We start from the raw sequence: 25,750 nt of genomic DNA, 5'->3' as shown, positions 1-25,750 counted from the left end.
CCTGGCGGTTCTGGTCGCATTCGGCGTTGCGACGGGGTGAGCATCAAACGCCGGAAGTCATAAGAAATCAGCGCCGGCACGTCAGGCCAGACTTCGCAAACCCATGGCGGGTTTCGATTGGGCCATCTTTGCCAAGAACCGCTTTAGGATTTCGCCGGAAAGTGTAAAGCGGCGCTGGGGCACAGTCGAAACACTGCGCCCCTGCTTCCGGTCACAAAGCCTCGCCCGACATGAAACTATGCCAGGCGCGAGACTGGGAGTTCCCAACCTAGGCCGCCCGAAGCCGGGCCAGGAACTGCTCGAGTTCGCTGCGCAGCGTATTGGACTGATTGGTGAGTTGACCAACCACCTCGACCACCTTGTTTGCCGCTTCACCGGACTGCTGGGCCGCGGAGTTCACCTCGGTTATGTTTGCGGAAACGTCCTGCGTACCGCTTGCCGTCTGCTGGATATTCTGTGCGATATCCCGCGTCGCGGCATTCTGCTCCTCCACGGCCGAAGCAACCGCGGTGGTCATCTCGCTGATCCTGGACATGGCTTCGACCACGGCTTCGATCTCACTGACCGTCTTCTGTGTCGAGTCCTGCATCGTGCCGATCTGCTGACTGATTTCCTCGGTCGCCTTGGCGGTCTGATTGGCCAGTGACTTGACCTCGGACGCCACCACGGCGAAACCCTTTCCGGCTTCACCGGCGCGGGCTGCTTCGATGGTGGCGTTCAGCGCCAGCAGGTTGGTCTGCTCGGCAATGTCGTTGATCAGGTTGACGACGTCACCGATCTTCTGCGCGCCTTCCGCCAAACCCATCACCGTCGCATTGGTGGATTCCGCCTGGCCTTTCCCGGTGGAGGAAACATTCGCGGCATCCGCCACCTGCCGGGCGATCTCCTGGATCGAGTTGGAGAGTTCTTCAGCCGCTGAGGCCACTGTCTGAGCCGTGACAGTCGCTTCTTCCGAAGAGGCCGCAACCTTGCTCGCGCGGCTGCTGGTCTGATCGGAGGCAGTCGAGAGCGATTCTGCTGTGACCTTCATCTCATCCGCGGCGCGTCCCACGCCGTCGACCACACCCTTTACACTGGATTCGAGGTCATCCGCCATCTGCAGGGTTGCCTGGCGCTTTTCCTGCTCGGTGCGTTCTTCGTTGCGAAGCCGCTCTTCACGTAAACGCTCTGCTTCAATGGCGTTCTCTTTAAAGACCTGGACAGCCTGCGCCATCACGCCGATTTCATCGCCGCGGTTCCGCGCAGGCACCTCAGCAGAGGTATCTCCCTCGGCAAGTCGGCGCATCGTGGCGGTCATTTCGATAATAGGCCGCGAGATGGCACGGCCGGTGAAGAAGGCCAGGAAGATGCCGATCACGATGGCGGAGATGGCAACGATCTCGACGGCGATCACCTCAAAGTCCATTTCCGCGGTCGCCCGTGGTCCCAACTCATCCTGCGCCGCCTTGTTCGCGAGTTTGATCTGCTCCATTTCATTGGCAAGCCGGGGACCGATCACATCCAGGGTCCCCTGGATAATACTGTTCCGGCTGAAGATGACCTCTACGACCTGGCTGAAGGTCGTCTTATAGTTCCCTGCCAAGGTGACAACTTTGGTCGCGAGTTCTCGCCGCACCGGGTTTTGAAGCTCGCTCAGCATATCCGAAGCCGTCCGCTCGAAGTCGTTGAGCTCCTGATTTGAGCGGTCCGCACTCGCTTGCGCGTTATCGACCAGAAAACGGTTCGAATAGAGGCGCGCCAGAAGCAAGTGACGCAGCGAAATCCCTGCGCGGTAGGCCGCCGTCGCATCGCCGTCATCGAAAGCGCTTTTCATGATTTTGGTCAGCGTGCGTTCTGATTCCGGCCCGATCGTATTGAGTTGATCGACCAGCTCATTGCGCTGCTGAACAAATCCGGTGACCTTTTCGAAGGACGCGCGGTAGGTCGCGATCTGATCCACGGCACCCACAATGCTCGGCAGATGCTCGCTGCCCTGAAACAGCTCTTCAGCGTCTTGGATAATTTCTTCGGTCGTGGAAGCGCGGTCCCTCACGGTCTGCGCGGCCTCCAGCGAGTTTTTGATGATGTAGTCTTTCACCCCAAGGCGGGCCGAGAGCAGGTTGGCCTGAATCCGGCCCATCTCGTTGGTCTGGCGTGCGAGGGAACGGTATTCCTTGAACTGGCTGTTCGCCATGGAGAGACCGTAAGCTGCAAGTCCTCCCACAATCACCAGGAAGAACAATATGGCACCGGACCCAAAACCAACCTTTTTACCGACGCTCAGATTAGCGAAGAAGTTGGCCCGCGACTTGCCTGCAGCAGGGCTTTTGTCACCTTTCTCTGTCGCGGGCCGGGCACCTGCGGCAGAGGAGCCGACTTCGCTCGTTACATCACTATCAGACATGCTGTCCCCCTTCGAGATCGAGACGCTCCGCGATTGCTCAGGGGCGGTCCCAAGGGCCGCCGGCGCGAAGACGCAACACAAACACTGAGCATTTCGGCACCGTATCCACGTAAAATGGGTGCAAACGAAAAACTCGGCTTCCGCCGCCTCTTTCAAGAGAAAATCAAGGAAAACACCTATCTTTCTCTTCGAATTGACGGAAACAAAATCATTTTCTTTCTGAACTAATTGATGACTTCAAATAATTAAGTGAGAGTAAAGTCGATTTCGATACTACTTTTTGGTTTATTTTGAAAATGTGCGCGCGAGGTGAAATGCGTACGAATTGGTGTCTTCATCCAAAAAGTTGAAAACATGCGACCCTACAAATAAATCAAAGGTAGAACGGCACAAGCAGATGTCGCGCGACTTCCCTAAGCACTTAAAAGACATAATTTTATTCGAATTTACGATTTGTCTTTCACCCGCACTCAACCGCGAACGGGGTCCTTGACCCACAATCTCAAAATGATTTTCTTCGGGAGCGTTTGCGGTTTTTACGTGTATGCGAGGTTTGGGGATCACGAATGGGTGACCTCTCCGGCCTTTTGAGCCCTTCACACGCAAAGGCCGTAGGCCGAGAGAAAAGCGGTTGAATTTTTCGCTCTCAGGGACGGCGTTTCGGAGATTTATGGGGTTGAGAGCGGCCACTGCACCACGGTGCTTTCATCTGACCCGTGCGACAGAATAAGCCTGGCGCAATACAGGCTGTCGGCGTGCCGGTTCCGCATCGGCGCGCGGCATGATCATGGCTGTCCGCCTTCGACCTGGATCAGATCAGGTTGAGATCGAATCGCCAAAGGCGACCTACCGCGTTGGTCAATCCGGCCCCGCGGTCAGATATAGGGCGGTTGCACATGGTCCAGTTTAGCCGGCGCGGATCAGATCGACGAACTTGTCCGCTTCCTGCTTCAGGAGGCCAGCCTGCTGGGAAAGCGCCCCGGAAGCCTCACTGATCTCTGAGGAGGAGGTGCCGGTGCGGGTCACGGCGTCCGTGATCCCCTGGATATTGGACGTCACCTCCTGCGTTCCGGCGGCGGCCTGTTCCGCGTTGCGAGCGATTTCCTGGGTAGCCGCGCCCTGCTCTTCAATGGCGGATGCAATGGACGTGGCAATCTCATCCACCTCGGCAACAACCTGGGTGATCTCGGCAATCGCCTTGACGGCATCCCCGGTGACATTTTGAATGCCGGTGATCTGGTCAGAGATTTCCTGGGTCGCCTTGCCCGTCTGACCTGCCAGGTTCTTGACCTCGCTGGCAACCACGGCAAAGCCCTTGCCGGCGTCGCCGGCGCGCGCAGCCTCGATCGTGGCGTTGAGCGCCAAGAGGTTAGTCTGCTCGGCGATGGCGGTGATCAGTTCCACCACGGCGCCAATGCGCTCTGCGGCGTCGGCAAGTCCCTTGACCACCTCGTTGGTGGCCTGCGCTTTGCTGACCGCATCGTTGGCAACCTCCGACGACTTGTTGACCTGCCCGCTGATCTCATTGATCGAGGATGAGAGCTCTTCGGTCGCGGAGGCAACAGTGTTCACGCTGTTCATCGCCTGTTCAGCGCCCTTCGCCACGACGTTCGACATGGAACTGGCATCGGTTGCCGTCTCGGACATGGCCTGGGCCGAAGCATGCATCTGTTCGGAGGAACTTGAGACCGTGTTCAGGGCCGTGCCGATCACCTCTTCGAAGTCATCCGCCATCTTCAGGAGGAGGTCGCGCTTCTGGGCTTCGGCCTCTTCCTTCATACGTTCCTGCTCGCTCTGCAATCTCTTGGCTTCGAGCGCATTGTCTTTGAAGACCTGAACGCTATCGCCCATGCGCGCGATCTCGTCACTGCCATCCCGCGGCACCTCGGCCGTCAGATCGCCGTCCGCGAGAAGCTCCATGCTGTCGATGACATTCAACAGGCGCCGCACCACATTGCGGCCAACGTAAAGCCAGGCGATCAGAACCGCCGCCAGGAAACTCACGATCGCGACGATGCCAAGCTGCAGCTTTCCGCCCTGCACGGCCCCATGAGAGCCCTCCGCAGCGCTCTCGCTGCGGTGTTGCGCCGCATCGGCCAGGGCCTGAACGCTTGCGCTCAGTTCACTTGTCAGGGTCCGGCTGATTTCGAGCGCGCCAAAGATCTTGTCCCGGGCTTCCAGTTCGATCATCCGCTGGTCGAACACCGTTTCCGTACCCTCGCCCAGGGCCTGCAACTTTGCGAGCGCTTCCACGACTTTCGTCCTGGAAGGCGTATCCGCAGCCATCCCGGCGCGCAGAAAGCGCGCCACATAGGCTTCGAACTCCGTCCGCGCGCCCCAGACAGCATCGAGATTGGGCAGGTTCGCGGCCTGTGCCAGCTTCCCGGCGACCAGGTTCGCCTGGGATTCCATCTCCAGATAAATCTGCAGATCGCGCAGCCCGCCATCCAGCAGGCGCTTCAGACCGGCCTGGATTTCCGCGCTGTCAGTCATTTGCGGGATATACTGAGCCTCCGTCGAGAGAACCGCGTTCGATCCCATGATCGCAGGCTTGATGTTGCGCAGGACCTCCTCATGCACCTGCTCGAGCTCGATGAGAGACTGAGCAGCCGCGACCCGTGCCGCGAGCTTCGCGGCGACGGCCTTGTCCATAATGTCGATCTGCTCGGTCAGCTTGGCAAGAATGCCGGTCAGGGCCGCTTTGTCGACGTCATCGCCCTGAAGGTTGCTGATCCGGCTCGTAATCACTTCAATCTGCTCCCGCAGATTCGAAATCACCTGCTCCCGTTCTGCCTCGGTCGTGACACTTGAGAGCGCGGGCGCTGCCGCGGCAATGGTGGTGGTTTGCTGCGCCAGGGTCAGCGATTCAGTGATCTCCGGCACAGCCTCGGCTGTGATTCTCGTGATTGCACCTGAGACCTGGTCCAGCCCCGTCCAGGCGATCCCGCTGGCCAGCACCGTCAGAGCAGCCGCAAAGCCAAAAGCCAGAAACAGGCGCTCGCGAACACCGAGTTTCCGCATCCATCGCCCCTTCGGCTGTTCACCGCCCTCGATATCGGCTGAGGTCCGATTGAACTTGGCTGGTATCAACTTAAGCATTGTCGCGGTACCCTGGAGTGATGAGGCGGCAGGACTGGGCCTTTCAAAGCTGAAAAACGACAGATCTGATTGAATGGCTCGGCTTACACGCAGCATCCCAAATTGGCGTTATAATATAGTTAATCGTATCTATCTTTGGTTGTTTGATTCTGTAGTATAAGCACTTGCTTTTGCTGGATACTTCGAAGCCTTTTATCAAATCGCGAGGATGGATTTTCTTTTTCTATTTATGGGAGAAAAGCAATCCGCTGCTCGAGCGCGTGTAAAAGAAATCTGCGGCAGAACCGTTAGGCGCTTGCCACCACTTCAATGTCAGCTTAATTTGCGCGCCGCCCTGATCCGGATCCCCCGCATTCACGGCGTATTCCCAAGGACTTTAACGTCAGGCCTATGTCAAACCGTCTCTCAAAGCTGCTCAGCCAGCACCCATTGCTCCTGGCCGACGGCGCAACGGGAACCAACTTCTTTGCCGCCGGGCTGCAGACCGGTGACGCGCCGGAGATGTGGAATGTCGAGCAGCCGGAAAAGGTACGCGAACTGCAGCAGGCCTTTGTCGATGCGGGTTCGGACATCATCCTGACCAACACTTTCGGTGGGACGCGCAACCGGCTGAAACTTCATCAGGCTCAGGACCGGGTGCGCGAAATCAACATGGCCGCCGCCGAAATCACCTGCTCGGTCGCCCGCAACGCCGGACGCGAAGTGGTTGTCGCGGGTTCCATGGGACCAACCGGCGACCTCTTCGTTCCCTTGGGCGAGCTGACCATGGAACAGGGGATCGCCGCCTTCACCGAACAGGCCGAAGCCCTGGCCGAAGGTGGCGTGGACGTCCTCTGGATCGAGACGATTTCAGCGGTCGAAGAGGTTCAGGCGGCCGTGACAGCGGCGGCGGCAACCGGTCTGCCCGTGGTCTGCACCTTCAGCTTCGACACCAACGGCCGCACCATGATGGGGGTCACCCCGGGCCAGGTCGCGACCCTGATGCAGAACCTGGCCTCCCTTCCCGTCGCCTACGGCGGAAACTGCGGCGTCGGTGCAGCCGAACTGGTGGCCGCGATTTCCAATATGGCGGAAACCGCACAGCCGGACGATGTCCTGATCGCGAAGAGCAACTGCGGCATCCCCGAATACGTGGACGGCGCGATCCGCTACAACGGCACCCCTGAGCTCATGGCCGACTACGTGCAGATCGTGGCAGATGCCGGGGCGCGGATCATCGGCGGTTGCTGCGGCACATCCCCGGAGCATCTGCGCGCCATGCGCAACGCCATGGACAACTATGTGAAGGGTGAGAAACCGAGCCTGGACAACATCATTGCGCGGCTGGGTCAGATCTCAACCGGCGCTGAAGAGCAGCACCGCAGCGGTCCTCTGGGCGAAAAACCCGCGGTTCAAAGTGCCGACAAAGGCCGCCGGCGCCGGGGCCGGGACCCCAAACGCAAGGCCGCGGACGACGGATCCTTCCCGGGCGGGGAATAACGCGCGTCATCAAGGCCGGGGCACGCGCAGGTTCTCGGGCACGAAGAAGAGGTGATCCTGGTCTTCCTTGGCCAGATGACAACCTATGCAGTATTCGACCTTCTGCGCGCCACGCCCCTTGGTCTCGCCAAAGAATTCACCGTTCGGCATGATCATGCTGTAGCGCCAGTCGCCGCTGACCCGGTTAAAGCCGGCGGGCATCTTTTCCATGACGAACAAGGGGCCGATATCGACCCCGCCCTCCTTGGTCACGGAAAAGCTGTCCTTTGCCAGCAGCGATCCGACCGGCAGCACGCCCGCCGCCTCGTATCGGCCGTAGTCTCTCGCGATCTCATTGGCGTAGTTGTTCACGTAGCGCGCGCCGTGGGTCGCCGAACGGTAGGGCGCGGTGTTGAAGAGGGCCCAGTCCCTGAAAGGCGGCGTGGTCTCGCGCGTGCCGCCGCCGTAGGCCCGGTAGATCTCGTCCCGCATTTCGCGATAGATCCGCGACGCTTCTTCATTCGAGAGCCGAAGCGTGTTCTTTACCCTGAAATGTCTGCGGGGTTTCTCCGGATCGCCACTGATCTGCGCTAGCTGGGCTGACCAACCGGGACGGGGCCCCTCACCCGCCGCACCTGGACCAGAGACCGATACCGCAAACAGGGAGAGCGCCGCGGCGGCACCCAGGGCCTGGGAGAGAGAATTGGACACGGCAACAGACTCCTCGAAGGTAAATCCCAAGGCACGCCGTCACCCCGGCCAGGAAGTCTCGGTCACAGCGAAGCCGTCCCCCGTGAACCAGCCATTCACTTTCCCGCAGCTGTGAGTCTAGCACCGGCTCCGATCACACCCCTGTCACAACTCTGTGACGCAGAAATACCCACCGAAACCTCCCGGAGGCTGCGGCGCCATTCGCTTGCGGCATGGCTGGCATGTCCTGTACCTGCTTGCGCCCCGGCTCTCCCGGGCTATTTTCAGAGCCTTACCCGCGAGAATGAACGCTGCGCCGAAGAACCCCTTAACCAGGCGGTTCAAGGACGCATGCGATCCGCCCGTAAAGCTGCCGGTCTCGATCTCGCCGCATGAATGTGACAAATAGGGAAACGAAGCAAAAATGAAGTCCACGCCAGCGCGCAAAAACTCTAAAGACTCAAAAACCGAAACGATGAACTATGCCGAGGCCTTCGCCGAGATGACCCGGCTCAATAAGCAGGGCGACAAGGTTTACGTCCTGAAAAAAATCAACCACAGCGCCTTTAAAGTCGTCCCGCGCCCGCAGTTGAGCCTGAAAAAAGCATCTGCCGCCTGAGTGCCGACAGGACCGGCGCAAGATATCTTGAAGCGAAACACCTGCTCATCAGGAAGCCAGCGGACTTCCGGTTAATCCTGAACCCCGATGAGCAGGCTTTCCAAACCCACAATGCTCTCGAGCACGTGGTCCGCATGATCCTCCAGTTCTTCGCGGAGTGACGTTCCGGTCAACACGCCGACCACGACGCCGGCATTTGCGGCGCGCCCCATTTCAATATCGTGAAGATTGTCGCCGACCACCATCACGTCGGTTGCGTCCAACCCGGTTGAGCGGCAAAAGCCCTGCACAAGACCCGGTCCCGGCTTCGCGCCATAGCCTGAGTCATAGCCGGCCAGAAAATCGAACATCTCGATCACACCGAAACGGCCAAGACTCCGGATGGCTCCTTTTTTGCTGTCATTGGTCGCGACACCAAGCACGAAACCCTCCCTTTTCAGGCTGGCGAGAAAAGGCACCAGATCGGTGACCGGCGAGGCGGAGTCCCGCCCGTTACGCTCGAAGATCTCATCGATCACCTTCAGAATCGCCTCTACCGGCTTATGATAGCGATGTCCGTTCAGCGCCAGTGACCAGCACTGTGCGATCTCCCAATTGCTTCCCGCCGCCAGGGCCGAGCCCGTACGGATACGGTCTTCACGGGGATCGTATCCACCTGCCAGCAAGAGCCGCTGACCGATGTTTTCGTCGCCTTCCGCGATGGTCAGGGCCGCCTCCCGATTGGCCGGCATCCAGGTGGCATAGTAGTCGAGCAGTGTGCCATCCTTGTCGAAGAGGATTCCTTTGATCGCCATGGCGACTCCGATTTCTATCCTGAGAAAATCATTTTAGCGCAATTCTCAAATTCACACACTTGGATGCAGATCAAAAAGACTGATCGATCAGCTCGATCTCGTGCCCGTCGTTTTTCAATGCAAGCGCCGTCGAGAGGCCGGATATCCCGCCTCCGCAAATCAGAATGCGCATGAATGATCAGTCCTATTCCGCCGAGTTCTTTTGTGTATCGTCTTATGGACCAAACGAGCGGAGACTGTTAAGCGCAATCTGCCGTGCCTTGTGTGAACTACCTGTTCGGCGCTTCTGCCTCGTGATCGGCGAGAGACGCCTGGCGCAGAATGCCGTGATAGATTTCTTCGTCCCCGACCACGCCGACAACCCGCCCCGCATCACTGAGCACGACCGGACAACCCGTGACCTTGCGGATTTCGATCGCCTTGCGCATGGAGAGCGACGGCGGCGCCGTGATCAGCATCCCGTCCCGGTAAGCCTCCTGTGGCAGGCTCTCGTCGTAGGTCTTCAAGACCGCGCGTGCGCCGCCGCAGGTTACCTCGTGCAGAGCCCCTTTCGCGTCCAGCCGGGCGCGGAAGTAGTTCTGCGGATCCAGGATGATGTCCTCGCCCTCCCGGCGAAGGCTCGCCAGTGGGGTCATGAGCGACTCGCCGCGCAACACATTGATCGGGTTCATGTGCGCGACGAACTCGGCGACGTAGGCATTGGCGGGTTTCAGCACGATCTCTTCCGGCTCGCCGTACTGGACGATGCGGCCACCTTCCATGATGGCGATGTGTGTCCCGATCTTAAGGGCCTCGTCCAGATCGTGGCTGACGAAGATAATCGTCTTCTTGAGCTTCTGCTGCAGCTCCAGCAACTCGTCCTGCAGATGATCGCGGATCAGGGGATCGAGCGCCGAGAAGGGCTCGTCCATCAGAAGAATGTCCGCATCGGTGGCAAAGGCACGCGCCAGTCCGACGCGCTGCTGCATGCCGCCGGAGAGCTCGTGACCGTATTTGTCTTTCCAGCGGTCCAGCCCGACCATTTCAAGCTTCTCGGCCACAATCGCATCGCGATCCGTTTTCGGCATGCCGCGAAGCTCCAGCCCGAAGGCGACGTTTTCCTGCACGGTGCGCCAGGGCAGCAGCGCGAACTGCTGGAACACCATGGCCACCTTGTGCATGCGCAGCTCCCGCAAGGTCGCGGCGTCGCAGGAGGTCACATCGACCCGGCGCGCACCGTCCTGCACCAGAACCTCTCCGCGCGTGACTCTGTTCAGACCGTTGACGGCGCGCAGGAGGGTCGACTTGCCCGAGCCGGACAAGCCCATCAGCACGCAGACCTCGCCCTCCTCGATGGCGATCGAGGCGTCGGCGACGCCCAGAATGTTGCCGGTTTTTTCCTGGATCGAATCCCGGCTCTCCCCGGCATCGAGCAGCGGCAGGGCGGCTTCCGGTTTTTTGCCGAAAACAATATCGACATTCTTGAATTCAACGGCCTTGAATTCGGCGGCGGTGTTCGAGGGGCGGCCCGTCATGACTTTTCTCCGGATTTGACGGCACCGCGTTGCTTGCAGAAACGGTCCAGCAGAATGGCGACAATCACGATCGCCAACCCGGCCTCGAAGCCGTTGGAGACATTGCCCTGATTCAGCGCCCGAACAACCGGAACCCCGAGCCCGTCGGCGGCCACCAGGGCGGCGATCACGACCATGGAGAGCGACAGCATGATGCATTGCGTCAGCCCGGCCATGATGGTCGGCATGGCATGGGGCAGCTCCACCTTCCAGAGCAGCTGTTGCCTTGTCGCGCCGAAGGACTCACCGGCTTCCAACAGGGCCTTGGGCACGGAAGAGATGCCCAGATAGGTCAGGCGGATCGGTGCGGGGATGACGAAGACGACGGTGGAGATCAGTCCGGGCACCACGCCAAGGCCGAAAAGAATCAGGGTCGGGATCAGATAGACAAAGGTGGGGATCGTCTGCATGAGGTCCAGAACCGGCCGCAGGAAAATGTAAAGCCGGGGGCGGTGGGCCGCGGCAATGCCGATCGGCACACCGACCACCATACAAACGACGGTGGCGTAAATCACCAGCGACAGGGTCGCCAGGGTCTCTTCCCAATAACCCAGATTAATGATCAGCAGAAGCGATAGGACAACGCCGATCACCAGAGCGACGGAACGGTGCAGCCAAAAGGCCAGGCCGGCGATCAGCGCGACCAGGACAAGGGGATGGCACCACTGCAGAACATCCGTCAGCCCCTCGACCAGGAAACCGAGGACATCTGAAATGAGATCGAACAACCAGTCAAAACGTGTGTAGAGCTCGTCTACAAACCACTCGACGCCCTTGCCGAGCGGAAGTTTGTTCTCGGTCAACCAATCCATGGTTCCGATTCCCCCAGGTAACTATCCGTTTTTCCACTCGTAAAACACAACAAGCGACAGAGCCTGACCGGGCTCTGCGCCTGACAGGACTCTGCCGCTTGTGGTGACCGGGACTTAGAGGCCCAGGTGTGCTTTTACGGCAGGAAGACCCTCGGCGCCATCCAGCGTCTTGACGCCGTCGAGCCAGCCGTCGAGGACAGCGGCGTTGGCTTTCAGCCACTCCGTTGCAGCATCGTTGGGTTCCTTACCGTCATTCAGGATCCCGCCCATGATCTCGTTCTCCATGGCCAGGGAGAACTTTAAGTTGGTCAGCAAGGTCCCGACGTTGGCGCACTCGCTGGTGTAGCCCTTGCGGACATTGGTGTAGACCGTCGCACCACCCAGGTTGGGCCCGAAGAAGTCATCGCCGCCGGTCAGGTAGGTCAGTTCGAAGTCCGCATTCATGGGATGCGGTTCCCAGCCGAGGAACACGATGGCGTCTTCCTTGCGCTGGCTGCGCTTGACCTGGGACAGCATGCCCTGCTCGGAAGATTCCACGACCTTGAACTCCTTCAGGCCAAAGGCGTTGTCATCGATCATCTGCTGGATCAGGCGGTTGCCGTCGTTGCCTGGCTCGATGCCGTAGATCTTGCCGTCCAGTTCGTCCTCGAACTTGGCAATGTCGGCGAAGTCCTTCAGTCCTTTTTCGGCGAGATAGCTTGGAACCGCCAGTGTGTACTTGGCGCCTTCCAGGTTCGCGCCGATGGTCTCGACCGACCCGTCTTCGCGGTACTTGGCAATGTCGCCTTCCATGGTCGGCATCCAGTTGCCGAGGAAGACGTCGATATCACCGTTCTTCAAGCTGGCGTAAGTGACCGGAACTGACAAGAGGTTCGCCTTGGGTTCATAGCCCAGACCTTCGAGGACAACCGACGTCGCCGCCGTCGTCGCCGTGATGTCGGTCCAGCCCACATCGGAAAAGTTTACCGCCTTACAGCTGGCCGGATCCGCCGCCAAAGCACCATTCGATCCCGCGCCGGCGCTCAAGGCCAGCACTGAAACCGCACTTACGGCCAGCATATGTTTCCAGATCTTCATTCCCAGTCTCCCGATTTTCGTGTTCTCTACCAAGCGATGTTTGCGGCGCCGATGCTGCTGCCGGCGCACTTATGATGGCGACGGCAGGCCGTCCCGCCGCAGTTTACGCGGCTGCCCGCCATCTGTCCCGCAGTGCATTAGGGGTGCCTGCAGAAACGGTTTACTCAACCAGCTTGATCAAGGCGGTCTTGCATCTCGGAGGGAAAGTCTTGTCCCTGCCTTCTGCGCCTGGAACGGCGCAGTTCAGCCTGAAATCTCACCGAAATGTCCCCTCGCAAGCGGCTTGGCCGTCTTCATTGCCGCGACTCTTGCTTATTTTAATTGAACGTTCAATAAAAATAAAATAAACCCAGTTTGCGTTGCCATGATGAGCTGCCTGTTTACTCAGGCTTACCGGCTTGCTCGGACTTACCGGCCAGGAGGGAGCGCGCAAGGGAGAAGCTGAGATGCCCAAGGTTGGAATGGAGGACATCAGGCGGCGGCAGCTGATTGATGCCACCATCGCCTCGATCCACGAAGACGGCTTCGGTGCCACCACCATTGCCAGGATCAGCAAGCGCGCAGGTCTCTCCTCCGGCATCGTTGCCCACTACTTCGACGACAAAGCCGGTCTGCTGGAAGCCACCTGGCGTTCCATCGCCGAAGACCTCAGGATCGAGACCGTGCGCCGCCTGAAGGACGCCCAAACACCCGAAGAGCGGATCCGCGCGGTGATCGATGCGAACTTCGCTCCGGCGCAGTTCGTGCCGGAAGTGGTCTCGGTCTGGTTGACGTACTGGGCGCTGGTCCCGCAAACCCCAACTCTGAAACGGGTGCATGCGATCAACGAGCGGCGCATGATCAGCAACTTCCAGCACGCACTCAAACCGCACTTGCCGGAAGAACGCGTCAAGGCGGTCGCGACCGGTCTGGCCGCCCTGATCGAGGGGCTCTGGCTGCGCTGCGCGCTCTCCTCCGGCGGCGTGACACCCGAAGAAGCGGCGGCCATCGCCCGGGACTACGCGAACGATCAATTCAAAAAACATGCGGTGGCGCCTTCGCCCGCGAAAGTCCGCAACATTCAATCCGTAACCTAGGGTCTGTCGAGATCCAACTACGCACACCGGAAACAAGAACATGAGCCTTTTGCCCGAACAGCCTCTCTACATCGACGGCCGCTACCGCGACGCCACCTCAGGTGAGAGCTTCGAGACGATCAACCCAGCGACCGGCGAAACCATTTGCAAGGTTCAGATCGCCGGGCAGCAGGATGTGGACGACGCCGTCGCCGCCGCTCAAAAAGGCTTCGAGACCTGGTCTGCGATGACCGGTGCGGAGCGCGGCCGGATCCTGAACGATGCAGCCCACCTGCTGAAGGAACGCAACCGCGAACTGGCGGAACTGGAAGTCCTGGACAGCGGCAAACCGATCCAGGAAGCCGAGGCCGTCGATGTGATCTCCGGCGCTGACTGCATCGAGTACTACGCCGGCCTGGCCGCCACAATCAAAGGCGAGCACATCGATCTGGGTTCCGCCTTTGCGTACACCCGCCGGGAGCCGCTGGGTGTCTGCGCCGGTATCGGGGCCTGGAACTATCCGATCCAGATCGCCTGCTGGAAGTCGGCCCCTGCCCTGGCCTGTGGCAATTCGATGATCTTCAAGCCGGCGGAGCTCACGCCCCTTACCGCGCTGAAGCTCGCCGAGATCTACAGCGAGGTCGGCTTGCCTGATGGCGTCTTTAACGTGATCCAAGGCTACGGTGCGACGGGCCAGATGCTGACCAAACACCCTGGAATCGCGAAAGTGTCCCTGACCGGTGAGGTCGGCACCGGCAAACGCGTGATGGCCGATGCGGCGGCCAGCCTGAAAAAGGTCACGCTGGAACTTGGCGGCAAGTCGCCGCTCATCGTGTTCGAGGACGCGGATCTGGACAACGCGGTCTCGGCGGCCCTGATGGCGAACTTCTATACCCAGGGCGAAATCTGCTCCAACGGCACGCGGGTTTTCGTGCAGGCCAAGGTCATGGAGGCCTTCAAGGAAAAGCTGGTGGCGCGGGTTTCGCGCATGAAGATCGGCGAACCCATGGATCCCGAGACGCACGTCGGCGCCCTGATCTCTCGCGAGCATATGGAAAAGGTGCTCTCCTACATCGAGATCGGGCGGAACGAGGGGGCTGAAGTGATCGTCGGCGGCGGACGCCCCGGCGATCCCCTGCTGGCAGACGGAAACTTCGTCGAGCCGACCGTCTTCGCCGCCTGCCAGGACGACATGCGGATCGTGCGCGAAGAGATCTTCGGCCCGGTCATGGCGCTCCTGAGCTTCGACGAGGAAGCCGAGGTCGTGGCCCGCGCAAACGATACCGACTTCGGCCTGGCCGCCGGTGTCTTCACCCGCGACCTGGCGCGGGCGCACCGGGTGATCGCAAAACTTGAAGCTGGCACCTGCTGGATCAACAATTACAATATCACGCCGATCGAAATGCCCTTCGGCGGTTACAAGCAGTCCGGCGTGGGACGGGAGAACGGCTCGGTCGCCGTCGAACACTACACACAGATCAAAAGCGTTTACGTGGAACTGGGTGACGTCGACGCGCCTTACTAGCCGCGCCCTGCTGAATACCTTGCAACCGACCGGACCGCCGGTCCCGAGTCGATATCGAGTTGATGAATAAAATGAAAAAGACCGACTATATCATCGTAGGCGCCGGCTCCGCGGGCTGCATTCTGGCCAACCGCTTCTCCGCCGACCCGGACAATTCAGTACTGCTGCTGGAAGCCGGGCCCAAGGATAACTCCTGGAAGATCCAGATGCCCGCGGCGCTGACCTACAACCTCGATAACGACAAGTACAACTGGTACTACAAGACCGAGCCGCAGGCGCACATGAACAACCGGCAGCTCTACTGGCCGCGCGGACGGGTGCTCGGCGGGTCCTCCTCACTCAACGCCATGGTCTATGTGCGCGGTCACGCGCTGGACTACGACCGCTGGGCCGAGGAAGGCGCGACCGGCTGGTCCTACGCGGACTGCCTGCCCTACTTCCGCAAGGCCGAGACCCGGGAAAAAGGCGGCGACGCCTACCGCGGCAGCGACGGTCCGCTGCATGTCTCGACCGGCAAAAATCCAAACGAACTCTTCGATGCCTTTATTCAGGCGGGCGTCGATGCGGGCTATCCCTTTACCGACGACATGAACGGCTACCAGCAGGAAGGCTTTGGCCGGATGGATATGACCATCCACAAGGGCAAGCGCTGGAGCACCGCATCGGCCTACCTGCGTCCGGTGCTGAACCGCAGCAACCTGACGGTCGAGACCGGTGCCCTGACCACCCGGATTCTCTTCGAAGGCCGCCGCGCGGTCGGCATCGAATATGCGCAGGGCGGTCAAAGCCATCAGGTTCATGCAGACCGGGAAGTCATTCTCTGCGGCGGTGCGATCAACTCACCGCAGCTTCTGATGCTCTCGGGCATCGGCAAGGCGGACGACCTGAAGGCGCTCGACATTCCCGTCGTCGCCGACCTTCCGGGCGTTGGCCAGAACCTTCAGGATCACCTGGAGCTCTATGTGCAGCAGGAATGCGTCCAGCCGATCACACTCTTCGACGCCATGAAGCCGCACAACATGGTGAAGATCGGCATCGAGTGGTTCCTCTTCAAAACCGGACTCTGTGCCTCCGCCCACCTGGAGGCCGGGGCTTTCATCCGCAGCCAGGCCGGCGTGAAGCACCCCGACATCCAATATCACTTCCTGCCCGCGCTGGTGAACGATCATGGCCGGGACCAGGGCGACCGCCATGCCTTCCAGGCTCACGTCGGCCCCATGCGCCCAACCAGCCGCGGCTATCTCAAACTCGCCTCCAGCGACCCGCGCCAGCATCCGATCATCCAGCCCAATTGCCTGGAGACCGAGCAGGACCGGCGCGAAATGCGCGACTGCGTGAAGCTGACCCGTGAGATCTTCGCCCAGAAAGCCTTCGAGCCTTATCGCGGCGCTGAACTGAAACCGGGTCCCGAGGTCAAGACCGACGCGGAGATCGACGCCTTCGTGCGTGAGAAATCCGACAGCGCCTACCACCCCTCCTGCACCTGCAAAATGGGTCAGGACGAAATGGCGGTGGTCGATCACACGACCCGGGTGCACGGCGTCGAGAATCTGCGCGTCGTCGATGCCTCGATCATGCCCAGTATCGTCAGTGGTAATCTGAACGCGCCCACGATCATGATCGGCGAAAAGGCGGCGGATATCATTCTTGGCGCTCAACCTTTAGAGCCTTCGAATGCACCGGTCTATCAGGCGGAGAATTACGAAACGGCGCAGCGTTAACGGCCCAGGCATGACGTTAACGGCCCAGGCATGACGTTAACGGGCCGCTGCCGTCCTTTACGGGAGAAGAAGATGACCGAGGCTTTCGAACTTCATCCGAAACTGGCGGCGGACACCTTCGCCATCACCACCTGGCCGCTCTGCGAGGTCCGGGTGATCAACGATGCCAACTACCCCTGGCTCGTTCTGGTTCCGCGAAAAGCCGGTCTGAAGGACTTCGACGACCTGTCACCGGAAGACATGGCCCTTGCCGGTGAAGAAATCCGGCAGGCATCGCGGGCGCTGAGAGAGCTCTACCGGCCCGATAAGATGAACGTCGCGGCGCTGGGCAACCAGGTGCCCCAGCTTCATATCCATGTGGTTGCGCGCTTCCAAGGCGACGCCGCCTGGCCCAACCCGATCTGGGGCGTGGTGCCGGCGCGGCCCTACCCTGACCAGGATGATGAGCGATTGGTCGCGCTGAAGGAAGCGCTGTTGGGAGAGATCGAAGTCTGAACGCGCCAGGGCTCTGCCGCGAATCTTGGACTATCGCGAGCGCCGGTTAACGAGCGAGGGGTTCAGGATGAAGAGCGCGCCGTTCTTCTTAAGCTGCGTCTCAAAACCCGGATCATCGAAATGCGCGACAACAACCGTTTCGAAGGCTCCGTCGCTGATGATTTCGCCCTTGGCGCGCACAACGGACGTGGCAATCTGTTCCTGAGTCATATCAGGACGGAACACGACCGCGAACTGACCCCGGTCGCTTTGCGGGATGAGAGTCAGCACGAACACACCGATGCAGGCCAGCGTCACGAGGACGGCGATAGGAATAATGGCCTTCCACGGCAAAGCCGAGCGCTGCGGCGTAAGTTCGAGAACGGTCATGCCTAACGATCCAAGGTTAACTGGTGATCTCTATTAACTAACCGGATTCGATTTAAAAACCATAAACAACAAGACGATATCTTTGATTTTAAGGTTACCCCGGTCTCTGAGTCGCGATTCCAGCAACGTTAACCATAAAGGAACCCGGGCGCAGCAGTAGCGCTTTGGTTAAAAGGGCTTGAAGTGACCCGCATATGCTGAGATCTAAGCAGATCAAAATCCGTTAACGCCCTGCCGTCAACATGACGTCCGGAAAAGCCTTTGGACAAACTTGCATGACAGACCTCCTCGACCTGCGCCCCGACGTCGCCGACGCCCTGCGGAAGGGTGAACCGGTAGTTGCCTTGGAATCGACCATCATTTCGCACGGCATGCCCTACCCCACCAATCTGGAGGTCGCGCGGAGAGTCGAGAAGATTATCCGGGAGGCCGGTGCCGTGCCCGCCACGATCGGTCTGATAGAGGGCCGGATCAAGGTCGGCTTGACGGCGGAAGAACTCTCGCTCTTCGCGCAGGCCGCCGACGTGGCAAAGGTCAGCACTCGGGATTTGGGACTGGTCCTTGCCAATGGCGACAAGGGCGCAACCACTGTGGCCGCGACCATGATCACGGCTGCACTGGCAGGCATCCGGGTTTTCGTGACCGGCGGGCTGGGCGGTGTCCATCGCGGGGCGGAGCAGAGCTACGATGTTTCCGCGGATCTGACCGAGCTGGGCCGCCAAAAGGTCGCGGTCGTCTGCGCCGGTGCCAAGGCAATCCTGGACCTGCCGAAAACGCTGGAAGTGCTGGAAACCGGCGGCGTACCGGTGATCGGATATGGAACGGACGAGTTTCCGGCCTTCTTCAGCCGGACCTCAGGCCTGCCGCTTGCCGCCCGCGTTGAGACCGCTAAAGACGCCGCGCGCGTCATGAAATCACACTGGGACCTCGGGCTTGAAAGCGGCCTGGTTCTGGCCAATCCCCTGCCCGACGCCGCGGCCCTCGATCAGGAGCAGGTGGAAGCCTACATCGGCCAGGCACTGGCCGAGGCCGATGCGGAACGGATCACGGGTAAAGACGTCACACCATTCCTGCTGCGGCGTCTGGGCGAACTCAGCGCCGGACGGACGCTTCAGGCCAACATTGCACTGGTGGAAAACAATGCCCGGATCGGGGGGGCGCTGGCTGTGGCTTACGCCAAGCTCTGAGCCGGGGCCATCAACCCTCCGTTCCCGAAACACACTCTAATTGTCAGTTTTACCACCGGGTTCCAGCGCGGGGTTTTACCGCCGGGTTCTGCCATTCGGGCAGGATAACGTTGTCGATGGCATGAATGACGCCGTTCGAGCTCGGAATATCGGTCTCGACCGCCTCAGCGGCATCGACCAGCAACTCGTCGTAACGTCCTTCAATCTCAATGACATCGCCCTGCAGGGACTCGATTTGTGTCATGCGTCCCTCAAGACGTTCCGACGCAAAGCGCCCCTTCGCCAGGTGGTAGGCCACCAGGCGCACCAGCTGTTCGTGATTCTCAGGCTTGAGAAGAGCTTCCACGGAACCTGCCGGCAAGCGCGCAAAGGCCTCGTTGGTCGGTGCGAAGACGGTGTAGGGGCCGTCTTCCGCCAACTGATCGCTCAACCCGGCGGCTTCCACCGCGGATGCCCAAATCCCAAACTGTGCTGAAGACTCGACGGTCTCCATCAGGTTTTCCGCGCGCGCGGCGCCGGCCGTCAGGGCCAACGTCAGGGCGAGCATAGGAACCGCGACGAATCGCGCTGTTACTCGCATCTCTCTATCTCCCAAAAGTAACCTCGTCGGGCAAAGGCTTACAGGCAGCCTCGCGGACGGGTCCAATCCATGGCATGTCGCCAGTCTTGTATTTCACTTGGTCGCTGGCGTCCGCGATGCAACTGCGCGGCGCGGAAAAACGTGCCGTCTCACCGGAATGTGAGCGCGGTCATATCCGGTTGACGGCACGGCCTGCAAGACTTTGCGGGGTCTCGCTCAAAACGGGGCCGAGAGGCGAGAACAGAGTGTTTCCGGTTGAAAACGATATTAATGACGATGGTTAAGAGTGAAATCCGCGACGCTCAAGCAGAAGGCAAGCAGAAGGAAAGATGCGAAATTCTAATCAACCCAGCAGCCATTACGGTTTTTTTCCCAATCACGAAAAAATTATCCCAAAGCGCCGGTCTTGGATGTGATCGAATTCCGAACCGATTGCGTATAGTTACACATGATTCAATCGCTGACGGCTTTTCCGAAACAAGCCTGCCGCCGACCTGAGAAAGGATCGGGAACAGATTGTGAAGGGTTCGGCGAGCGGTTCAGGCAATGAGACGATGCACTTGGCGAAGGTTGAAATGAACAAAATGAGCAGAAATTACCGGCCGGTCCAGGGGTCCCTATGAAAATTGCAGTTGTTGGCACCGGCATCTCCGGACTTGGCGCGGCCTGGGCCCTGGCGAAAGAACACCAGGTTGTCGTCTATGAACAAGGGGACAGGCTCGGCGGTCACGCGAACACCGTCTCGGTCGAGGTTCCCGGAGCAGATCGGAGCGTCGACGTAGACATCGGCTTCATCGTATACAACAAGCTCAACTATCCGAACCTGGTTCGCCTTTTTCAGAGCCTGGACGTTCCAACCGAAGACAGTGACATGTCGTTTTCGGTCTCGCTCGGCGGCGGGTCCTTCGAGTATGAGGGCAGCTTGAGCGGCCTTCTGGCGCAACCTCAAAATCTGCTCAAGCCCGCCTACTGGCGGATGCTGAACGACCTGCGGCGCTTTTACCGCGAAGCGCCCGGCCTCCTGGACGGTAATGACGAGATCGGTCCTTCACTTGGAACCTACCTTGAGCGAAACAACTATGGACCGGAGTTCGTCAAAGGGCACCTTCTGCCCATGGGCGCCGCGATTTGGTCCACACCGCCGGAACAGATGCTCGATTATCCGGTCAAAAGCTTCGTGGCATTCTGCGAAAACCACCGCCTGCTGTCTTACACCGACCGGCCGCAATGGCGGACCGTCACGGGGGGCAGCCGAAACTACGTATCCCGTGTCGCCGACTCCCTTCAGGGGCGTGAGCGGAATGGCGAGATCCGGCTGAACGCCGCCGTAGTGGGCCTCCAGCGGCACAGCGAAGGTGTCAGCCTCCGCGACATCAGCGGGCAGACGGAAAGCTTCGATCAGGTCGTGCTGGCATGCCATGCGGACCAGACACTCGCAATCCTGGGTCAGGACGCCGCCGCAGAAGAGCGCAACATTCTCTCCGCCTTCCGCTACAGCGACAACCGGGTCGTACTCCACAGCGACCGGGATCTCATGCCCCGCCGCAAGCGCGCCTGGGCAAGCTGGAATTACCTCTCGGAGCAGCCCCTGGGTCATTTGGATGATTTGAGCCTCACCTACTGGATGAACCGGCTGCAAAACATCGATCACTCCGTTCCGCTCTTCGTCACGCTGAATCCGGGAACGAGGTCAATAAAGGGAACAATTCATCAGGATCTCGTCTTTAAACATCCTCTCTTCGACAGGGCCGCACTGGAAGCCCAACAGAGGTTGAAAAGAATTCAAGGACAATCCGGTGTCTGGTTTTGCGGCAGTTATTTTGGTCATGGTTTCCATGAAGATGGCCTACAATCCGGCCTGACGGTGGCCGCTGCTCTGGGGTCGCCGCCTGCGTGGTTCGAGGAGATCACACCGAGAAGCACCGCCGCGCGGCATGCCGTGCCGTCGCAACCCGCGGATCTCGGCACCGTGATGGCGGCCGAGTAAGAGTTCAAATATGCAAACAGAGCCAGAAGAGACCGGAGGGCCGGTGCAGGAACGTAAAGGCGCATCCTGCCTTTACTTCGGACGCGTGATGCACAAGCGGCTGAGGCCGTTTTCGCACCGCTTCACTTACCGGACCTTCGCGATGTTGATCGACCTCGATGAATTACCGCAGCTGCATCGGCGACTCCGGTTTTTCTCTTACAATGGCTCCAACATCTTTTCCTTCTCCGATCGCGATCACGGAGCGCGGGACGGCACGCCGGTGCGCGTGTGGCTCGACAGAAAACTGGCGGAACAGGGAGTCGATCTTGAGGGCGGGCAAGTCCAGGTCCTCTGCATGCCGAGAATCCTGGGTTACGTCTTTAACCCTCTGTCAATCTGGTTCTGCCGCCACCGGGACGGCAGTCTGAAGGCGGTCATTTACGAAGTCAGAAACACCTTCGGCGAACATCATTCCTACGTCGAAGCCGTCGACGAGGACTGGAGTGAAGGCAACGCGCTGATCCAGAGCTGTGACAAGGCCTTTTACGTCTCCCCCTTCATCGGCATGAAGGCGCGCTACAATTTCCGCATCAAGCCGCCGGGCAAAGCGCTCTCGGTGGTGATCCGTCAGCAGGTTCCCGAGGGCGAACTGCTGGTGGCCACCCAAAACGGCAAGCGGTCGAAACTGACCTCTCTCGCCCTGCTTTCAACTTTACTGCGCTATCCCCTGATGACCTTCAAGGTGACCGGCGCCATCCATTGGGAAGCCTTGCGCTTGTGGATCAAGGGCGCGCGCTTCCAGCAGCGCCCCGACAGGCCGTCAAAAGCCCCGGCGCGCGTGAACTGAATTTTGATCAAGCTACGCAGAGGGTGGCTCCTGACCTGAAGCGTAAAATGCGAAAACAACCGCACCGCGGATACCGACAAAACGACGAGGAACAAGACATTGGGGCTGTACAAGACCATCACCTACCGGCAGATCGACAAACTCCTTAATCTGCTCGGATCGACGCTGGCAAAGGGCGCGATCGACATCACGCTTCCCGATGGGAGCACCCGCCGTTTCGAAGCAGAAGTGCCGGGCCCGGAAGCGGCCATTCACATCACCACGCCCAAGTTCTTTTCCTGCTTGGTCACGGGCGGTCACCTCGGTTTTGCGGATGCTTACGTCGCGGGTTACTTTCAGACCCCAAACCTCGTCACCCTGCTGGAATTCGGCGAAGCGAACCAGGATGCCTGGGATGACGTCCTAGCGGGCCGCCCCCTGCCCCGGCTCCTGAGCCGGCTATACCATATCCTGAAATTCAACTCGAAGACCGGTTCGCGGCGGAACATTTCCCACCACTATGATCTAGGAAACAATTTCTACCGGCGCTGGCTTGACGAGAGCCTGACCTACTCCTCAGCCATATTCGCACAACCGGACGAACCGCTCGAAACCGCGCAGTCAAACAAGTACCGGCGGCTGTCGGAAATGGCGAATGTTGCGCCGGGGCAGCATGTGCTCGAAATCGGCTGCGGCTGGGGTGGCTTTGCCAGCTACCTCGCCAGGGAGCACGACTGCAAAGTCACCGCCGTCACCATTTCAAACGAACAGTATGACTTCGCCCGGCAGCGAATCCAGGCCGACGGTCTGAATGAACGGGTCGAAATCCTGCGCCGGGACTATCGGGATATCGACGGAACCTTCGACAGGGTCGTTTCAATCGAAATGCTTGAAGCGGTCGGTCTGCGCTATTGGCCGGTCTTCTTCGAGAAGCTTCGCAACAGCCTGAGACCCGGCGGGATCGCCGCACTGCAGGTGATCACCATCGCCGACCACGCCTGGGAAGACTACAGCAAGAACACGGAATTCATCCAGCGCCACATCTTTCCCGGCGGAATGCTGCCTTCGCCTGAGATCATTGCCGAACAATCAGCCCGCGCCGGACTGAACTACCAAAACGAAAGCGGCTTTGGATTGCACTACGCCGAAACTCTCCGGCGCTGGCGCGGCAGTTTCGACGCGGCCTGGCCCGGCATCGCCTCTCTCGGGTTCGATGAACACTTCCGCCGCCTCTGGACCTACTATCTTGCCTACTGCGAGGCCGGATTCAATGTGGGTCGGATCGACGTCAAACAGTTCGCACTTGAACGACCACTTTGACGCTCGCGTAAAACTACCCTTAAGCGAATTCAAGTCATCCGCTGTTCATCGAAATCGATGACGATCATGATCATGTCGACGGTGATGCCATCTGAAGCCAGAGGCATCGCCAGTCGCTGATAGGTCATGAAATTTTTCTCGGCTATCGGCATCGGTGTGAGGGCGAGCTCGGCCTGCCGGCTCTCGACGAGCGCCATAAGACTCTTCACCTGAGCATCGGTTACCGCCGGGTCGTAGATGTCTTCAAACCAGGCTCCGGTCGCATCCCTTCCGAAGCGTTCGACGATTCCGGTCCCAATGAGCCGATGCCGAAAACGATATTTTTTTCCGTCTCTTACGACATCGACCAGGTTCAGCCACGGCAGCACTGATGGAAGCTCGAGAGGATCTATCGCATCCCTCCCGGGCAACAGGTCCCCGGATTTTTTTGATCGCCAGTATTTGTATGCCTCGAGATGCAAAGGGCTTTGCAAGCGCGGCAATACGTCGTCACCATTACACATTTGTTTTTGCCTGTCCCCACCTGTTCCCCACGGCCGCTTGCGGGCAACTACCATACCACTGTATGCAAGTCTACACGCCGCTCTGTCAATCTTGATTCTTCTATTGAAGGTAGAATTTTTACTTTTACGAGATCAGCCGGCTGACCTGAAGTGACGCCAGAGCCTTTGCGAGAGAGCGCTGAGCAAGCCATCGGCCGGGCGCTGACCTCGAGCGAATACGAAAGAAAGAGAATCGGCCCTTGCGGCCGACCCGGTTTGAAGTGATCAAACCAGAATTTTATGCCCCCTCAAGCAAAAGAGTTAAACCGCCTTCGGATCGCTCCACCAGGAAACGTCCAAACCTACAGCACTTTTATACAATACAAATTATTTGGATCCTATGCTGCGATATATTTACACTAATCGGTAATGGGAAATGAAGATATGTTTTTCTTTTGTGTCGCGGCCCGCTCGGCCGGTTAACCATAAGTCATTGCCAAAGACTCACGGTGCGCCGGCTTTATTTGTTCAGCAACAAGACAGCCGGCAGGGGCCCGTGAGATCAAACGCAACCAAGAGTCCCCACAATCGTGAAGAATAGTCTCTGTGACGCCCGAGCCAGCGCTCTCAGCCTGCACCCGGAGCCTCATTCGCGCCGGATCAACTTTCGTGTCAGCGCAAAGAGCAGTGGATAGGGCAGGCGTTTCAGGATCTTTAGAATGTACGCCAGTCTGCGCGGGAAGATCACTTCAAAACGGGTCGAGCCAAGCCCTTTCACCATCGCGGCGGCCGCATCTTCGACCTCCAGGAGAAACGGCATGGGAAAAGGGTTTTTATCTGTCAGCGGTGTCCTCACGAAGCCGGGATTGACCAGTTGGAGTTTGATCCCGTAGCTGTCGCACTCCGGCTTCAGGGCTTCCGCCATGTTGATCAGGCCCGCCTTGGTCGCGCCGTAGCCGGCGGAGGTGGGCAGGCCGATGTAACCGGCGACGGAAGAGACCAGCGCAATCTGCCCGTCCCGCCGGGCGATCATGCCCGGCAGAATCGCTTCCAGGCAATTCGCGCAGCCCATCAGGTTGAGTTCAATCAGTGCACGGACATCCCCCGCCGAAAAGCCCTGCGCCATGACCTCGCGGTGCGTACCGGCATTCAGCACCGCCAGGCCCAGCGGTCCGGCCTCCGCCTCGATCTTCCCCGCCGTTGCCCGGACCGCTTCCCGGTCGGTGACGTCGAGCGGATAGACGGAGACTTTTCCACTTGCGCCGGAGAGTTCCCCGGCCAGAGATCTCAAAGCCTCCTCACGCCGGGCCGACACCGCAACATGATAGCCCTGCGTCACCAGCAGCGCGGCAACAGCGCGGCCAAGCCCGGAACTCGCCCCGGTAATCCAAATGCAACTGCCGTCTTTCACCAGTCTATCCACCAAGCCTTCGTCCTTTCGCTCTCACCGTCGCAAAGGCGCACCTGCAAACGCATCTTCTCAAGGACCTTACGAGCGGGGCGGGAATTTAGATCCCAATACCGGAATTATCTACTTGATTGAGTAAGCCATCAATCGATACAGCCGCGAGCTTAATTGCCTCAAGCAATCACGACGCAACCCTCAAACAATCACACGTCAAACCTGCTCACGTGCGCCAATTGAGAGCGATTTATTCTCTCACATTACTGTCATTTTTCTGTAACATCACACTCCTACAAGAAGCCTGAGACTTCCCCAAAGATGGGACTGGTAG

Annotated in this window: 23 protein-coding genes; 11 read left to right on the top strand and 12 right to left on the bottom strand. The window is 59.4% G+C overall.

Features of this window, described 5'->3' with window-relative positions; translation table 11 throughout:
- Positions 1-268: 268 nt before the first annotated feature.
- Together FKG95_RS19540 and FKG95_RS19535 are read right to left on the bottom strand one after the other, a co-directional pair.
- Entirely contained in the window at positions 269-2,383 is a 2,115-nt protein-coding gene (locus FKG95_RS19540) for a HAMP domain-containing methyl-accepting chemotaxis protein (protein ID WP_142898099.1), read from the bottom strand.
- Positions 2,384-3,289: 906 nt separating this feature from the next.
- The gene (locus FKG95_RS19535; RefSeq protein WP_179954181.1) at positions 3,290-5,482 is read right to left on the bottom strand and encodes a methyl-accepting chemotaxis protein; all 2,193 of its coding nucleotides are present in this window, start codon (positions 5,480-5,482) and stop codon (positions 3,290-3,292) included.
- 390 nt (positions 5,483-5,872) lie between these two features.
- Between FKG95_RS19535 and bmt the strand changes: the two genes are divergently transcribed.
- A complete protein-coding gene (gene bmt, locus FKG95_RS19530) occupies positions 5,873-6,961 on the top strand; it encodes a betaine--homocysteine S-methyltransferase (RefSeq protein ID WP_142898097.1) in 1,089 nt (362 codons plus the stop codon).
- A gap of 9 nt (positions 6,962-6,970) precedes the next feature.
- On the opposite strand, the gene FKG95_RS19525 is transcribed toward bmt, so the two are convergent.
- A complete protein-coding gene (locus tag FKG95_RS19525) occupies positions 6,971-7,651 on the bottom strand; it encodes a cytochrome P460 family protein (RefSeq protein ID WP_142898096.1) in 681 nt (226 codons plus the stop codon).
- Positions 7,652-8,054: 403 nt separating this feature from the next.
- On the opposite strand from FKG95_RS19525, the gene FKG95_RS19520 reads away from it, so the two are divergent.
- On the top strand, positions 8,055-8,249 hold the full coding sequence (locus FKG95_RS19520; RefSeq protein ID WP_142898095.1) for a hypothetical protein: 195 nt from the start codon (positions 8,055-8,057) through the stop codon (positions 8,247-8,249).
- A gap of 71 nt (positions 8,250-8,320) precedes the next feature.
- On the opposite strand, the gene FKG95_RS19515 is transcribed toward FKG95_RS19520, so the two are convergent.
- The 5 genes from FKG95_RS19515 to FKG95_RS19495 form a co-directional block, all read right to left on the bottom strand.
- Complete coding sequence (locus FKG95_RS19515; protein ID WP_142898094.1) at positions 8,321-9,043, bottom strand: HAD family hydrolase; 723 nt, start codon at positions 9,041-9,043, stop codon at positions 8,321-8,323.
- 70 nt (positions 9,044-9,113) lie between these two features.
- Positions 9,114-9,215 (bottom strand): FAD-dependent oxidoreductase, encoded by a 102-nt coding sequence (locus FKG95_RS19510; protein WP_142898093.1) that lies wholly within the window; start codon positions 9,213-9,215, stop codon positions 9,114-9,116.
- Between the two features lie 97 nt (positions 9,216-9,312).
- A complete protein-coding gene (gene choV, locus FKG95_RS19505) occupies positions 9,313-10,557 on the bottom strand; it encodes a choline ABC transporter ATP-binding protein (protein ID WP_142898092.1) in 1,245 nt (414 codons plus the stop codon).
- Positions 10,554-11,408: a choline ABC transporter permease subunit gene (gene choW / locus FKG95_RS19500; RefSeq protein WP_142898091.1), complete on the bottom strand. Its 855-nt coding sequence runs from the start codon at positions 11,406-11,408 to the stop codon at positions 10,554-10,556. The genes choV and choW overlap by 4 nt, the downstream gene beginning before the upstream one ends.
- Before the next feature lie 114 nt (positions 11,409-11,522).
- Positions 11,523-12,485, bottom strand: a complete 963-nt coding sequence (locus FKG95_RS19495) for a choline ABC transporter substrate-binding protein (RefSeq protein WP_218940268.1) — start codon at positions 12,483-12,485, stop codon at positions 11,523-11,525.
- 446 nt (positions 12,486-12,931) lie between these two features.
- Here FKG95_RS19495 and betI point away from each other — a divergent pair, with 446 nt between their 5' ends.
- From betI to FKG95_RS19475, 4 genes are all read left to right on the top strand, one after another.
- A complete protein-coding gene (gene betI / locus FKG95_RS19490) occupies positions 12,932-13,561 on the top strand; it encodes a choline-binding transcriptional repressor BetI (protein ID WP_142898090.1) in 630 nt (209 codons plus the stop codon).
- A gap of 40 nt (positions 13,562-13,601) precedes the next feature.
- A complete protein-coding gene (gene betB / locus FKG95_RS19485) occupies positions 13,602-15,065 on the top strand; it encodes a betaine-aldehyde dehydrogenase (RefSeq protein WP_142898089.1) in 1,464 nt (487 codons plus the stop codon).
- A gap of 62 nt (positions 15,066-15,127) precedes the next feature.
- Positions 15,128-16,786, top strand: coding sequence for a choline dehydrogenase (gene betA, locus FKG95_RS19480; protein ID WP_142898088.1), 1,659 nt, complete (start codon positions 15,128-15,130; stop codon positions 16,784-16,786).
- Between the two features lie 72 nt (positions 16,787-16,858).
- Positions 16,859-17,281 carry an HIT domain-containing protein gene (locus FKG95_RS19475; RefSeq protein ID WP_142898087.1) on the top strand — a complete coding sequence of 141 codons (423 nt, stop codon included), beginning with the start codon at positions 16,859-16,861 and terminating at the stop codon, positions 17,279-17,281.
- A gap of 30 nt (positions 17,282-17,311) precedes the next feature.
- On the opposite strand, the gene FKG95_RS19470 is transcribed toward FKG95_RS19475, so the two are convergent.
- The gene (locus tag FKG95_RS19470; protein WP_142898086.1) at positions 17,312-17,650 is read right to left on the bottom strand and encodes a hypothetical protein; all 339 of its coding nucleotides are present in this window, start codon (positions 17,648-17,650) and stop codon (positions 17,312-17,314) included.
- A 275-nt stretch (positions 17,651-17,925) separates the two neighbouring features.
- On the opposite strand from FKG95_RS19470, the gene FKG95_RS19465 reads away from it, so the two are divergent.
- Positions 17,926-18,837 carry a pseudouridine-5'-phosphate glycosidase gene (locus FKG95_RS19465; RefSeq protein WP_142898085.1) on the top strand — a complete coding sequence of 304 codons (912 nt, stop codon included), beginning with the start codon at positions 17,926-17,928 and terminating at the stop codon, positions 18,835-18,837.
- 49 nt (positions 18,838-18,886) lie between these two features.
- Here FKG95_RS19465 and FKG95_RS19460 read toward each other — a convergent pair whose 3' ends face one another.
- Entirely contained in the window at positions 18,887-19,417 is a 531-nt protein-coding gene (locus FKG95_RS19460) for a fasciclin domain-containing protein (protein WP_142898084.1), read from the bottom strand.
- A gap of 270 nt (positions 19,418-19,687) precedes the next feature.
- Here FKG95_RS19460 and FKG95_RS19455 point away from each other — a divergent pair, with 270 nt between their 5' ends.
- The 4 genes from FKG95_RS19455 to FKG95_RS19440 all read left to right on the top strand — a co-directional run bounded on the left by FKG95_RS19455 (position 19,688) and on the right by FKG95_RS19440 (position 23,532).
- Positions 19,688-19,915, top strand: coding sequence for a hypothetical protein (locus FKG95_RS19455; RefSeq protein ID WP_142898083.1), 228 nt, complete (start codon positions 19,688-19,690; stop codon positions 19,913-19,915).
- 121 nt (positions 19,916-20,036) lie between these two features.
- Positions 20,037-21,404 carry an NAD(P)/FAD-dependent oxidoreductase gene (locus tag FKG95_RS19450; RefSeq protein ID WP_142898082.1) on the top strand — a complete coding sequence of 456 codons (1,368 nt, stop codon included), beginning with the start codon at positions 20,037-20,039 and terminating at the stop codon, positions 21,402-21,404.
- A gap of 10 nt (positions 21,405-21,414) precedes the next feature.
- On the top strand, positions 21,415-22,233 hold the full coding sequence (locus FKG95_RS19445) for a DUF1365 domain-containing protein (RefSeq protein WP_179954180.1): 819 nt from the start codon (positions 21,415-21,417) through the stop codon (positions 22,231-22,233).
- 99 nt (positions 22,234-22,332) lie between these two features.
- A complete protein-coding gene (locus FKG95_RS19440) occupies positions 22,333-23,532 on the top strand; it encodes an SAM-dependent methyltransferase (RefSeq protein WP_142898081.1) in 1,200 nt (399 codons plus the stop codon).
- A gap of 29 nt (positions 23,533-23,561) precedes the next feature.
- Here FKG95_RS19440 and FKG95_RS19435 read toward each other — a convergent pair whose 3' ends face one another.
- Positions 23,562-24,089 (bottom strand): PAS domain-containing protein, encoded by a 528-nt coding sequence (locus FKG95_RS19435; RefSeq protein ID WP_142898080.1) that lies wholly within the window; start codon positions 24,087-24,089, stop codon positions 23,562-23,564.
- 571 nt (positions 24,090-24,660) lie between these two features.
- On the bottom strand, positions 24,661-25,437 hold the full coding sequence (locus FKG95_RS19430) for an SDR family NAD(P)-dependent oxidoreductase (protein ID WP_218940267.1): 777 nt from the start codon (positions 25,435-25,437) through the stop codon (positions 24,661-24,663).
- Positions 25,438-25,750: the final 313 nt, after the last annotated feature.

This window comes from Denitrobaculum tricleocarpae (assembly GCF_007004665.1).
Taxonomy (GTDB): domain Bacteria; phylum Pseudomonadota; class Alphaproteobacteria; order Kiloniellales; family Kiloniellaceae; genus Denitrobaculum; species Denitrobaculum tricleocarpae.
This window is presented reverse-complemented; position numbering and strand designations above follow the sequence as displayed.